This is a genomic window from Bacteroidota bacterium (assembly GCA_035506275.1).
Taxonomy (GTDB): domain Bacteria; phylum Bacteroidota; class Ignavibacteria; order UBA10030; family UBA8401; genus JAGVPT01.
The window spans coordinates 257,349-270,184 of sequence record DATJPT010000006.1; the positions used below are offsets into that span (position 1 = coordinate 257,349).

The following is a 12,836-nucleotide window of genomic DNA, read 5'->3' on the forward strand; positions in this document are numbered from 1 at the left end:
TCCGATCAAAATGAATTAAACCCTAATTTAATTCAGATTGAGGTCAGCATACATTAACTCCTTCATAGCGGATCACTCTATGTCCAAGTTAGTCTTGATGGCTTTTGCTGTTATGACAACTGCCGCAGCAGTGGGGCAAACAAAGGCCGTCATCAGTCTTAAAGGGGCGTTGAACACGGCGCTGGTGAATTATCCGGAGCTCAAATCGAAACGGTATCTCGTCGCGAGCGCCGAAGCGACGGTGACCGACGCCGAACATCAGGAACTCCCGGCGTTTTTCTTCAGCGACCAGGTCGACCTCGGCACCGACAACGGCGTCGGCGGTTCGTACTTCCCGATGGGAATCATCCCATCCACCTCAGGCGGAATTCGCACCGACAACATCACGAGCACATTCTCCGGCAACCTCGGCGTTGCCTACCTTCAGCACGAGCTCTATAATTTCGGCTTGAACGGGGCGCGGATCGACGCGGCAAGGTCTCTCGTCGATTTCAGCAACGCGGATTACCAGGAATCGACGTACCTGCTGCAGTACCACGTCGCCCAGCTCTATTTCGAACTGCTCCGGTACCGGCTGCTGGTCAACGTGCAGCAAAAGAACATCGACCGTTACAGCGTGCTCTATAATTATATCAAAGCTTTCACGAAGAGCGGCATCAAACCGGGGGTCGATTCGTCGATCGCGAACGCCGAAGTCTCGCGGGCCCGGATCGAATACGTGCAATCGTCCGAAGCATACCGGAAGCTGAAACAGGAGTTTCTCTACTATACCGGGTACAAGGTCGCGGATTTCGACATCGATACGACGCTCTACGGACTTCCCGAGGAGCGTCTCGGCCGTATGCAGCAAAGCGTCGCCGGCGAATCGGTGGACAACGGAAATCCGGTGCTGGCCTTCTACAACAACCGGTGGGAATATTCCCTGTCGCAGGAAAACCTGATCTCGAAAAGCTATCTCCCGAAATTGTATCTGGTCGGGAGCGCATGGATGCGCGGCTCGAGCATTTCCCCGAAGGACGTCTTCGGCAGCTTGTCGACGGGCCTGGACTACAGCCGCTACAATTACATGGCGGGCATCGCGTTGACGTACAACATCGTCGACCTTCTGCACCAGAGCGACCGGACGACGATCCAGCACCTGCAGACCGAATCGATGCAGCAGGATGCGGTGCAGCAAAGAACCGAACTTGAGCATCAGCTCCAGCAGGCGGACATCGCGATCCAGGCAGTGATGGAGAGGGAGCGGGAAATTCCCCGCCTGCTGAGCGCGGCGCAGAATGTGTTCGCGCAAAAATCGGCGCAGTACAACGCGGGCATCGCGAACATCACCGAGCTGGAAGAGGCCTCGTACCTCCTTTACAAAGCCGAGATCGACGAGGTGGAGCTCTTGCCCGATCTGTTGAACACGCTTTTGAACAAAGCGGTCACCAACAACACCCTTAACGCGTTTCTTACAAATTTCTGAGCAAGGACCATGGTAGACTTCGCACTGAAACGGCCGATCACGATCATCGTCATTTTCCTGGGAATTATTTTATTCTCGATCGTCGCGATCTTCACGATCCCGATCGACATCTTTCCCAAACTCAACTCTCCCACCATTTACGTCATCGAGCCGTACGGCGGAATGTCGGCGCAGCAGATGGAGGGATTCTTTGCCACGCGCATGCAGGATCAGTTCCTCTATATCACCGGAGTGAAGAACATCCAGAGCCGGAACATTCAGGGGCTGACGATCCTGCAGCTGACGTTCTATGAGAACACCGATATGGCGGAAGCCTCCGCTCAGGTAGCGCTGCAGGTGAGCCGAGCGATGAACTTTTTCCCGCCGGGGGCGGTCCCTCCGCAAGTGATCCGGTTCGACGCCTCGTCCCTTCCGGTCGGAGAACTCGTCTTCAGCAGCCAGACCCGCGCGCTGAAGGATATTTACGACCTGGCGATGACCCGCATCCGGCCGATGTTCGCCACCGTTCCGGGGCTTTCGGCCCCCCCGCCGATGGGGGCCAACGCGCGGACGCTCCTGATGAACATCGATCCGGAGAAGATCCGCAGCTACAACGTGACCCCCGACGAGGTCGTGCAGGCGATCGTCAAGAATAATGTCATCACCCCTTCGGGAAACGTCCGCATCGGCAACACGATGTACATTACGACCAATAACTCGCTGGAACAGACTGTCGAAGATTTCAAGAAGATCCCGATCGTCACGAACGGCGCCTCCACGGTCTTTATGAGCGACGTTGCGACGGTCTCGGACGCCGCCGACATCACCGTAGGCTACGCCCTCGTGAACGACAAACGGTCGGTGTACATTCCGGTAGTGAAAACGGCCGACGCATCGACAATGGACGTGGTGAACGGATTGAAGGCGCGGCTCCCGGAAATGAGGGACCTGATGCCGAAGGACGTCAGCATTTCGTACGAATTCGACCAATCGGTCTTCGTCATCAACGCGGTGAAGAGCCTCGTCACCGAGGGGGCCATGGGGGCGCTGCTCACCGGCCTGATGGTGCTCCTCTTCCTGCGCGATTGGCGGAGCTGCCTTATCGTTGTGACGACCATTCCGGTCTCTGTCATCAGCGCCGTGATGTTCCTGAAATTGGCGGGACAGACCATCAACCTGATGACGCTCAGCGGACTTTCCCTGGCGATCGGAATTCTCGTCGACCAGGCCACGGTCACCATAGAAAATATCCATCAGCATCTGGAGATGGGAAAGGATAAAAAACTCGCCATCTATGATGCCTGCAGGGAAATTTCCTTCCCCCTCCTGCTGATCCTCCTGTGCATTCTCGCGGTATTCGCCCCTTCGTTTGTCATGAACGGCGTTCCAAAAGCAATGTTCCTTCCCCTCTCGCTGTCGATCGGCTTTGCCATGATCATCTCGTTCCTCGCGGCGCAGATGCTCGTCCCGGTGCTGACGAACTGGATCTTGAAAACGGAGCGGTATACTCATACGCACGGAAAGGGGCACGCCCACGCCGGCCTCGCGCTGGACAACACGGAGGTCGGAGAGATCGACTCGCATCTTAACTACGAGGAGAAGCATCCCGACGAAAACGATTTCTTCCAGAAACTGAAAACGGGTTTTCTGAAACAGGTCGAGAAGCTTTTCCCGAAAAGGAAGATGTGGGTGACAGCATATTTCGCCGCCACCATCGTCGCCGCCGGCACGTGCTTTACCATCATCGGAAAAGACATGCTCCCCAAGGTCAACTCCGGCCAGTTCCAGCTGCGCATACGCGAGCCGGACGGCACGAGGCTCGAGCGGACCGAAGACGCGGTGCACCGGATCCTCGCGATCATCGATTCGACGGTGGACGGGCACATCGGCATCAGTTCCGCGTATGTCGGCCTGATCCCGTCAAGCTTCGGAACGAGCAACCTGTACGTTTTCAACAGCGGAACGCATGAGGCCGTGCTGCAGGTTGCGCTGGATGAAGACTACAAGGTGAACCTGGACGACTTGAAAGAGCGGCTGCGGTACGCGATCAACAAAGACCTCCCCGGCATCAAGCTGAGCTTCGAGCCGATCGAGCTGACGGAAAAGATCATGAGCCAGGGGGCGTCGACTCCGATCGAGGTGCGTGTGGCGGGAAAAAATATGGGGGATATTGAAACGTACGCCGGCCGGCTTCGCCGGAAACTGTCCGACGTCCCGTATCTCCGCGACGTCCAGATCCAGCAGCCGCTGAAGTTCCCGGTCATCAACGTCACCTTCGACCGGCTGAAGATCGCCCAGATGGGACTGAACCTCTACGATGTCGCGCATTCGGTGACGGATGCGACGTCGTCCAGCCGCTTCACCGAAAAAAATCTCTGGTTGGACGTCAACAATTCCTACACTTACCAGACCCAGGGGGAGGTTCCCGAGTACATGATGGACGACATGAGCCAGATCAAGTCCATCCCGCTTGTGAAGGGGATGAACCGGCCGATCCTCTCCGATGTGGCGACATTCTCCATCGACACGATCGCGGGGGAATACGACCGGTCGGGTCCGCGGCGATTCGTCACGGTGAGCGCCAACATCAATAGAAAGGATGTCGGGACGGCGACGGCGGCCGTTGAAGGAGCGATCGGCCAGCTCGGCGAACTTCCTCCGGGAATGAAAATCGAGATCCGCGGCATGTCGAGCCTGCTGACGGAGACCTTTTCAAGCCTGCAGAGCGGATTGGTGGTCGCCGTCGTGACCATCCTTCTTCTGCTGGCGGCCAATTATCAGTCGTTCAAGCTTTCGCTCGTCGTCCTCGCGACCGTGCCGGCAGTGCTGTTCGGCTCGCTCATCGCGCTGCTGCTCACCGGGTCGACGCTGAACCTTCAATCGTACATGGGAATCATCATGGCGATCGGCGTCTCGGTGGCGAATGCCATCCTTATCGTCACGAACGCCGAAGAGCTGCGTTTGAAATACCGGGATGTCGTAAGAGCGTCGCAGGTGGCCGCCGGCGTCCGGCTGCGTCCGATCCTCATGACCGGCATCGCGATGATCGCGGGCATGATCCCGATGGCATCGGGGTTCGGCGAAGCGGGGGACCAGACCGCCCCGCTCGGCCGAGCGGTCATCGGCGGGTTGGCGGCATCAATGGCCGCCGCGCTCTATTTTGTTCCGTTGGTCTATTCACTCGTTCAGGCAAAAGCGTCGTATGAAGACCCGTCGCTCTTGCCGGATCAATCAATTACATTAGAAAGTTCACACGCATGAAAACCGCATTGTATCTTCCCGTCACGGCCATCCTTCTCGCCGCTGCCTCATTTTCCTGCAGCAAAAGCGAGGGGGCCGCAGCGGATAAAAAAACCGCATCGATCGATTCGACGACCCATCCCCTGTACGTTATCAAAGCGCAGGCAGTGAAGAACGTTCTCCGTCTGCCTGCGCAATTCAGCGCGTATGAGGCCGTGAGCATCTTTCCGAAAGTGAACGGCTACATCAAAAAAATGAACGTTGACATCGGGTCGGTCGTCAAGGAGGGGGAGATCATCATGGAGATGGAAGCCCCGGAGATCGAGGAGAACGAACTTGCGGCCCATGAACGATTCCTGAAGGCAGAGGCGGCGTACGACGCAAGCAAAGACAGCTACGACCGGCTCCTCCGCGCCTCGAAAACCGCGGGAGCCGTCTCGCCGAACGACCTTGAGACGGCGCATTCGACGATGCTCTCGGACAAAGCGCTCTGCAACAGCGAGAACGCGAGCTGGAAGGCGACCGAAACGCTGAAAGACTATTTGATCGTGCGAGCTCCGTTCGACGGGACGATCACGCAGCGCAACATCCATCCCGGCGCGCTGGTGACGGTCGGAACAAAAACGGACGGTGTGCCGATGCTGGAGCTGCAGCAAATCTCGCGGCTCCGGCTGCAGGTGAAAGTTCCCGAAACGTACGCGACGCAGCTGAACGCAGACCAGGAAGTATCCTTCACGGTCGAAGCGCTGCCGGGACGGCTCTTCACCGGAAAGATCGCCCGTCAGGCGAATTCGCTGGACGAAAAATACCGGAGCGAAGCGGTGGAGATCGACGTCATGAACCCGGAGAAATTATTCATGCCGGGGATGTATGCGGAGATCCTGCTTCCCGTGGCGGGGCACACGAACGCGCTCGTGGTGCCGCAGTCAGCGGTGGTCACGTCAACCGAAAAAAAGTATGTCGTCAAAGTGAGCGGACATCTCGCCAGGATCGTCGACGTGACCACCGGAAATGAGAACGACGGAATGATCGAAGTGTTCGGCACCCTCAGCGCGAACGACAGCGTGATCGCCGCAGCCGGCGACAACATCAAGCAGGGGGAGTACATCAATTATTAAGAGACCGGTTCACCGTTTCTGTCATTCCGGGACGTAAGCCAGGCCGAAGATCCTTTTCGGCCGTGGGAGAGTTGGAAACTCGCCCCACGGAGAAGACGTTGAAACCGCTTGGCACCCCCGATTTTTCCGTCCGTACATACTCCCATAGCGACGGTGACGTGCTGTGAATCCTTCAGCCAGAGGCATCTCCATGGGGCAGGTTTTCCTTTGCCTCGTGCCGCCTCATGGCACTCGCTCAGGATGAAAAGACTTTATGGGGGGTAATAGAAGAGTTTTCAACCTGAGCGAACGCGTCGAAGGGCCGGGGGGAATACCTACTCGATATCTTGCGCGTGGTGTTTTACGATCTTTGCATCGACGAGATAGACCACATCCTCCGAGATGTTCGTTGCATGGTCGGCGAGGCGCTCGAGATGACGCGACAGGACGATGATATGAGCCGCCGGTTCGATGATCTCAGGATGGGACTTCATCTCCGAAACGAGGAAGTTGAAAATATTTTTGTTGAGGTTGTCGACAAGGTCGTCCTTCGGAAGGATCTCGCGAGCGAGGTCCGGATCGTTATTCACGAACGAATCGATCGCATGCTTCACCATTTCCCGCGCGATGCTCGACATTTCGATGACGCGGGATCTCCGCAGCAGTTCAAGGTTGTATTGAAGCGATATCGCCCGCTCGGCGATGTTGACCGCAATGTCCCCCATCCGTTCCAGTTCATGGTTGATCTTCAGCGCCGCCATGATCAGCCTCAGGTCTGTGGCAACCGGCTGCGTGAGCGCGAAGATCCGTTCGCACTGCGCATCGATGAGGTTGTCGAACCCGTCGACCTTGCCGTCGCGATCCATCACCAGCCGCGCCCGTTCGACGTTCGATTCAAGCAGGGCCGTCGTTGCGAGGTCGATCTGTTCGTCCACAAGACTTCCCATCTTGATGATATTCGTGCGAAGTTGGTCGAGCTCTATTTCAAAATGTCGGGGCATGAGGGATAAAGTAAAAGTTAAAAATGAAAAGGAAAAAATTAAAATTACAAATTTAGGATCTGGTAATAAGAATGACTATCCGAAACGGCCGGTGATGTAATCTTCGGTCTGTTTTTTCTGAGGTGAGGTGAATAACCGCTCCGTCTCGCCGAACTCGATGAGCTGGCCGAGGTAGAAGAACGCGGTCTCGTCGCTCACGCGGGCGGCCTGCTGCATGTTGTGCGTGACGATCACGATCGTGTACGTCTTTTTCAATTCCTGGATCAGCTCTTCGATCTTTGCCGTCGCGATCGGGTCCAGGGCGCTGGCCGGCTCGTCCATCAGAATGACCTCCGGGTCCACGGCGAGAGCCCGGGCGATGCAAAGCCGCTGCTGCTGTCCTCCGGACAAGCTGATCCCGGACCTGTCGAGAATGTCTTTCACTTCATCGAAGAGAGCCGCCTGGCGGAGGCTGCGTTCGACCGTTTCTGCGAGTGAATTCTTCCTTACCATCCCGTTCAGCCGCAATCCCGCCGCAACGTTGTCAAAAATGGACATTGTCGGAAAAGGGTTCGGCTTCTGGAAGACCATCCCGACCCTTCGGCGCAGAACCACCGGGTCATACTCGTCGATATTTTCCCCGTCCAGCATAATGGAGCCTTTGCGCGAACCGCCGGCAACTTCGTGCATCCTGTTCAGGCACCGGAGGAACGTAGATTTGCCGCATCCCGACGGGCCGATGATCGCGACCACCGCGTTCTGGCGCACGTCGAGCGATATCCCGTGCAGCACTTTGCTCTTGCCAAAGAACGCTTCCACGTTGACAGCGGAAACTTTTACGTTCATAGTTTTTTCCGGTTCACGTTTGCTTCCGATGACGAGCGGCGCCTGTGTGACCTTTTCGTCAATGACCGTTTCCTGCATAGCGTCCTCTCGTGACAAGTCGAAATATAATGTTCAGGATCGTAATAAAAAAGATGAGGACAAACGCCGCCGCCCACGCCTGCCTGTTCCAGTCCGAGAACGGGGCCTTTGCATAATCATAGATAAAAACGCTGAGCGAAGCGATCGGCTGGCCGATCTCCGTCGACCAAAAACGATTTCCAAGAGCGGTGAACAGCAACGGGGCCGTTTCACCCGCCGCCCGCGCAAGGGCGAGAATGATCCCCGTCGTGATTCCCCGCAGTGCGGTAGGAAGAATCACGCGCAGCGTGACCTTCCACCGGGCGATACCGAGGGCGAGCCCCGCTTCCCGGATCGACTGTGGAACGAGCAGGAGCATCTCTTCCGTTGTCCTTGTCGCCGTCGGGATCATCAGGATGCCGAGCGCCACGCCCCCCGCCAAAGCGGAGAACCGTTTCATCGGAAGGACGACGATGATGTACGCGACGACGCCGACCACGATCGAGGGGATGCCGCTGAGCACGTCGGTCAGGAACCTGACGACCGCGGCAAACGTGCCGTGCTTGTGTTCGGCGAGATAAATTCCGGTAAAGAGGCTGATCGGCAGTCCGAAGAGGGTGCCGAGGCCGATGAGGATCGCCGTTCCGACGATCGCGTTCGCCATCCCGCCGCCGCTTTCGCCGACCGGCTTCGGCATCTGGGTGAAAAAGTCAAGGTTGAGCGCTCCGATTCCCTGCGAGAGAGAATAGAAGAAGATGAGGAAAAGCGGGATGATGGCGATCAGGGCGCTCAGGACGCACAGCGCCGTCGTGATCGCGCTCTTTGACTTCCGCCAATAGTGAAGTTTTGAATACCCGTGTTTCATGCGTTCTTGAATTTTTTCGTCACACTCCAGACGATCAGCCGCGCTGCAGCGTTAAGAAGTACCGTGACCGCGAAGAGTATGAGGGCGATCTCGATGAGCGAACTGATGTACATGTCGGAGGTCGCTTCGGTGAATTCGTTCGCGATGACGCTCGCCATCGTGTAGCCCGGCGCAAACAACGACGCCGATATTTCCGGACGATTGCCGATGACCATCGTGACGGCCATCGTCTCCCCGACCGCCCTCCCGAGACCCAGCAGCGTCGCACCTAGTAAACCCGACCTTGCATCCGATAATATGATCCTCGTCGTTTCCCATCGTGTTGCTCCCAGCGCAAGGGCCGCCTCGCGCTGCATTGTGGGGATCGCTTTCAGCACATCGCGCGAGATGGAGGTGATGATCGGGAGAACCATGATGGAAAGAATGATCCCTGCGGCGAGCATGCCGAACCCGTACGGGGCGCCTTTGAACAGCGGTAGAAATTTCAAACTCTTCGACAGGAACGGCTCTACCGATATGCGCAGCCAGGGGACGAGAACGAAGACTCCCCAGAGACCGTACACGATGCTCGGGATCGCGGCAAGGAGTTCGATGAGCATCGAGACCGGTTTTTCAAGCCAGGACGGGGCCAGCTCCGAGAGAAACACCGCCACGCCGATACTAAGCGGCAGCGCGATGATCAACGCAAGAACCGACGAGACGATCGTCCCGAAAATGAACACCAGCGCGCCGTACTCTTCCTGGACCGGGTCCCAGATCTCGCGCGCGAGAAACGACCAGCCGAACTTCTCGATCGACAAGCTTGAACCCTTGAACATCTCGTAGGCCATCAGGAAGACGAGCGCGAAGACGAGAAATGCAAAGAACGCGGTCGAACCCTGAAACACCAGATCCCCAAAATTGATATTCTGCCTTTTTTTCGCTTCGGCGGGAATATCAGGCGGGGGAGCATTCTCGGCTCCTCCGCCTGCATTCTGTCCCAGCGGCAATGCAAGACTCGATAAGGTATCAGCCACAAGACATCAATTAATTGTGATGGTGTCGATTTTTTGCAGGCAGAGTTTCGCAACGGCTCCCGGCAGCGGTGCATAGTAAAGGTCTTTTGCGTAGGCCTGTCCGTCGGTCATAGCCCACTTCAGGAACTTCGTTATTTCTTGTGCCTTGGTTTTATCTTTCATGTCCTTATAGATCAAGAGCCACGTAAATCCGGAAATCGGGTAGGCATCTTTTCCACCGGCATCCGTGATCATCAAACGAAAATCCGAAGGCATGTTGTCCGCAAAACTAGCTGCAGCAGCCGAGACGGCATCAAAAGATGCTTGGACGAAATTACCGGACTTGTTTTGCAACAAGGCATAAGGGAGATTGTTTTGCACAGCGTACGCCAATTCAACGTAGCCGATCGCCCCTTCCGACTGTTTGATAAGACCGGCAACCCCTTCGTTTCCTTTTCCTCCCAAGCCGACGGGCCAATTCACGGATGTCCCCTTACCGACACTCAGCGCCCACAGTTTACTTACTTTCATCAGATAATCTGTGAAAATGTTTGTGGTGCCGCTTCCATCGGAACGGTGTGCAACAATGATCGCCTGGTCGGGAAGGTTCTTGCCTGGATTGATGGCCGCAATTTTGGAATCATTCCAATTGGTTATCTGTCCGAGATAAATTCCTGCCAGCACATCGGGCGAAAGACGGAGGTCCTTCCCGGCCGCAGGAAGATTATAGGAAAGCACGACAGCCCCCATAACGGTGGGAATATGGACAACATCCGAGCCCTGCTTTTCCTTGATCGCGCTCATCTGTGCCTCGGTGAGGAACGCATCGGAAGCTCCAAAATCGACCGTCCCTTCCGTCACCTGCTTGATGCCGCCGCCGCTTCCGATCGACTGGTAGTTGAATTCGACGCCGCTCTTCTTGCTGTAGATGTCGAACCATTTCGAATAAATGACGTACGGGAAAGTCGCCCCCGCTCCGTTCAGCTTCATCTGCGCAAGTGCAGCTTCGCCGGCAACCAAGGATGCGACGAGCAGCAGTAATGCGATTGTCAGTGATTTCATTTTTTGTCCCTTCACGTTCAAGTTAATGGATAACAATGATCCGCTATCAGAGGTAAATGTACCAGAACGTCAGACGAGCCGTCAGCGATGCTTTGATCGATGCGCCGCCAACCGGTGTCTCGTAAGACTCATACACAATGTTGGGCGAAATAAAAACTCGACCGTCCGGCTTATACACTAATCCGCCTAATGCATAGTTGCGCGAATCGCCCTTTGCGGCATTGTCGCTTGCCGTGTTCGGGTCGTAGCTGTCGTACCTGGCGACGATGCCCCAGTCCGGGACAAAATAATACTGAGCATACACCCAGTACCCAAGCGCGTTCTTCGAAGAAGGCGATGTCGCACCGGTGGCTGTGTATCCGTTGGCAGTCTGCTGCATGAACACTTCCGCTCCAAGATTTGTCTGGGTCGGCACTGTTGCGGTCAACGTCGATCGTCCGTAGCCGACAAAGACCGCTTCCGTCAATGTGCTGTTGCCTACAAGCCCTGTTTTCGTTGCGAGTTCTCCGGCATCAGCATAGTCAATGTACGCCGTTGCATTCCAGGTGTTCGAGGTCACGTATTGAATATCCGCGTAGTACCGTTTGTATTTGTTGTTCTCGGGGATGGTTCCGCTCGAAGAATTATTTCCTATCATTAACCAATAATTAAACGTCCCGTCCGAAGTCAATCTCCCTCTGAGAGAGAGCCCGAGATCGACCGCCGGAACGAGCCCCTTCTGATCCATGATGGTCTTCTCGAGGAATCGAAACCCCCAGTTCGCTTCTGAAATCGCGAACCCTGGCGTTAACTGGGTACCAAACGTCAAATTGCTTCCTGCAAACACGTTCTTCCAAGTAAGCCAAGCCTCTTTTACGAACGGAGCCATTTTGCCGCTGGCGAGTTCGTCTGCGGAGCTCGGCGGAGTTGTCGTATTAGGCGACGTTACACCCGGGTTGGCCGCTTGATCTGCTTCGAAACGCAACCGCGCAGCGAACATCTCGGAAATGTTATCGTCCATGGTGAAATAAATACGACGGAACTGAAACGCTTGCATCGATTCCGCTCCAGGAGCTGCTGAACTCAGCGCCGAGGCCGCTGGTGCTTTCACGTTGAAAACGGGGTCCCGTGTGACATTGTAATAATAATCGCCGAACATGTAACCGCTAAACGTCATCTGCGAAAATGCAGCCTCCGACACGAGGAAGAGCCCAACCGCCAGCAGAAACAAGAACTTCTTCATGTGTATCCTTTCTGTAATTGATGAATTGTGAAGATAAGATTGAATTGAGAGATGCGCAGCGTGCTTTTTTGAGTGCGCTAAAATACACTTAATACAATAGCTTTATATTACTCGTATGTTAAGAAATTGTTAACAGGCCAAATGGGTGGAAAAACCGCCAAATATTTCTGATAAAGAAAAAGAAACGAACATCGGGGAAAAAAAATGAATGATCCGCCCCGGACCCGTCGAGTAGCGAGCCCGATCATCGCGCTGAAACATCGAGCTCGGCAAGACGTTCCTGGGCGTGCTGGTGCTGCCGCTCTTCCCGTTCGCTCCGCACCGGAAGCGAAAGGACTTTTTTCAACGATTCTGCCGCTCCGTCCTTGTCCCCCATCGCCATTTTCGTAAAATACATTTCGTAAAATGCGTATGAGCTGCCCGGGTCGCATTGAACCGCTTTTTCGAGCAGCTCTTCCGAGCGTGCCAGCGATCCGTGGAGATCCTCCCCGAAAATGACCCGCGCGATGGTCCGCTCGAACCAGGAAAGTTTCGAACTCTCCCGCTCGAACACAGCGAGAACGACGTAGGCGAGCGCGAACGTCGAGTCGAGCTCGATCGCTCTCTCGGCGTGAAATCGGACTTCCTTCCCGCGGCTCATTTTTTCCGAGATGCTGCCGAACGGAATGAGGCTCCCCTGCGTCAGCGAAACCCAAAAATGCGCCGCGGGGGAGGACGGGTTCAGCGCCAGCAGCGATTCGGCGAACGCCGCGGCATGGAGGTAGTATGACTGCGAGCTCGTATCGGTATGGAGATGGAGCCAGCCGAGATCGCATTGCGCCCTGACGAGCCGGAGAAGAATTTCGTCGTTCCGGGGAGCGATCGCATACGCCTTTTCGTAGTAACGGAGCGCTTCGTCGGTTTCCTGATGGAAAAAGCGATCGTCCCCCGACTGCAGAAGCGTTTCAAGCTCCTGTCCCCGGGCGCAGAATGGAAGTGTGAGTACAACAAGGAACGCGAGAAATTTGCCGTGCATCCATCAACCGGAC

Annotated in this window: 10 protein-coding genes; 3 read left to right on the forward strand and 7 right to left on the reverse strand. The window is 55.8% G+C overall.

Features of this window, described 5'->3' with window-relative positions; all coding sequences use genetic code 11:
- Window positions 1–79: 79 nt before the first annotated feature.
- The 3 genes from VMF88_04270 to VMF88_04280 are packed head-to-tail and all read left to right on the forward strand — an operon-like array spanning window position 80 to window position 5,802.
- The gene (locus VMF88_04270; GenBank protein HTY10272.1) at window positions 80–1,465 is read left to right on the forward strand and encodes a TolC family protein; all 1,386 of its coding nucleotides are present in this window, start codon (window positions 80–82) and stop codon (window positions 1,463–1,465) included.
- Window positions 1,466–1,474: 9 nt separating this feature from the next.
- A complete protein-coding gene (locus tag VMF88_04275; protein ID HTY10273.1) occupies window positions 1,475–4,705 on the forward strand; it encodes an efflux RND transporter permease subunit in 3,231 nt (1,076 codons plus the stop codon).
- Window positions 4,702–5,802, forward strand: coding sequence for an efflux RND transporter periplasmic adaptor subunit (locus VMF88_04280; protein HTY10274.1), 1,101 nt, complete (start codon window positions 4,702–4,704; stop codon window positions 5,800–5,802). Before VMF88_04275 ends, VMF88_04280 begins: the two co-directional genes overlap by 4 nt.
- Before the next feature lie 314 nt (window positions 5,803–6,116).
- On the opposite strand, the gene phoU is transcribed toward VMF88_04280, so the two are convergent.
- The 7 genes from phoU to VMF88_04315 all read right to left on the reverse strand — a co-directional run bounded on the left by phoU (window position 6,117) and on the right by VMF88_04315 (window position 12,823).
- Window positions 6,117–6,782: a phosphate signaling complex protein PhoU gene (gene phoU / locus VMF88_04285; protein HTY10275.1), complete on the reverse strand. Its 666-nt coding sequence runs from the start codon at window positions 6,780–6,782 to the stop codon at window positions 6,117–6,119.
- 75 nt (window positions 6,783–6,857) lie between these two features.
- Window positions 6,858–7,607 carry a phosphate ABC transporter ATP-binding protein PstB gene (pstB, locus tag VMF88_04290; protein ID HTY10276.1) on the reverse strand — a complete coding sequence of 250 codons (750 nt, stop codon included), beginning with the start codon at window positions 7,605–7,607 and terminating at the stop codon, window positions 6,858–6,860.
- 58 nt (window positions 7,608–7,665) lie between these two features.
- Entirely contained in the window at window positions 7,666–8,529 is an 864-nt protein-coding gene (gene pstA, locus VMF88_04295) for a phosphate ABC transporter permease PstA (GenBank protein ID HTY10277.1), read from the reverse strand.
- Window positions 8,526–9,545: a phosphate ABC transporter permease subunit PstC gene (pstC, locus tag VMF88_04300; GenBank protein ID HTY10278.1), complete on the reverse strand. Its 1,020-nt coding sequence runs from the start codon at window positions 9,543–9,545 to the stop codon at window positions 8,526–8,528. The genes pstA and pstC overlap by 4 nt, the downstream gene beginning before the upstream one ends.
- Before the next feature lie 6 nt (window positions 9,546–9,551).
- Window positions 9,552–10,586: a phosphate ABC transporter substrate-binding protein PstS gene (pstS, locus tag VMF88_04305; GenBank protein HTY10279.1), complete on the reverse strand. Its 1,035-nt coding sequence runs from the start codon at window positions 10,584–10,586 to the stop codon at window positions 9,552–9,554.
- A gap of 46 nt (window positions 10,587–10,632) precedes the next feature.
- Entirely contained in the window at window positions 10,633–11,808 is a 1,176-nt protein-coding gene (locus VMF88_04310) for a hypothetical protein (GenBank protein ID HTY10280.1), read from the reverse strand.
- A gap of 244 nt (window positions 11,809–12,052) precedes the next feature.
- A complete protein-coding gene (locus VMF88_04315) occupies window positions 12,053–12,823 on the reverse strand; it encodes a tetratricopeptide repeat protein (protein HTY10281.1) in 771 nt (256 codons plus the stop codon).
- Window positions 12,824–12,836: the final 13 nt, after the last annotated feature.

What these genes read in the sequence shown, in the direction of transcription:
- VMF88_04270 (HTY10272.1), top strand. Translation starts at nt 80, where the DNA reads ATGTCCAAGTTAGTCTTGATGGCTTTTGCTGTTATGACAACTGCCGCA.
- VMF88_04275 (HTY10273.1), top strand. Translation starts at nt 1,475, where the DNA reads ATGGTAGACTTCGCACTGAAACGGCCGATCACGATCATCGTCATTTTC.
- VMF88_04280 (HTY10274.1), top strand. Translation starts at nt 4,702, where the DNA reads ATGAAAACCGCATTGTATCTTCCCGTCACGGCCATCCTTCTCGCCGCT.
- phoU (HTY10275.1), bottom strand. Translation starts at nt 6,782, where the DNA reads ATGCCCCGACATTTTGAAATAGAGCTCGACCAACTTCGCACGAATATC.
- pstB (HTY10276.1), bottom strand. Translation starts at nt 7,607, where the DNA reads ATGAACGTAAAAGTTTCCGCTGTCAACGTGGAAGCGTTCTTTGGCAAG.
- pstA (HTY10277.1), bottom strand. Translation starts at nt 8,529, where the DNA reads ATGAAACACGGGTATTCAAAACTTCACTATTGGCGGAAGTCAAAGAGC.
- pstS (HTY10279.1), bottom strand. Translation starts at nt 10,586, where the DNA reads ATGAAATCACTGACAATCGCATTACTGCTGCTCGTCGCATCCTTGGTT.
- VMF88_04310 (HTY10280.1), bottom strand. Translation starts at nt 11,808, where the DNA reads ATGAAGAAGTTCTTGTTTCTGCTGGCGGTTGGGCTCTTCCTCGTGTCG.
- VMF88_04315 (HTY10281.1), bottom strand. Translation starts at nt 12,823, where the DNA reads ATGCACGGCAAATTTCTCGCGTTCCTTGTTGTACTCACACTTCCATTC.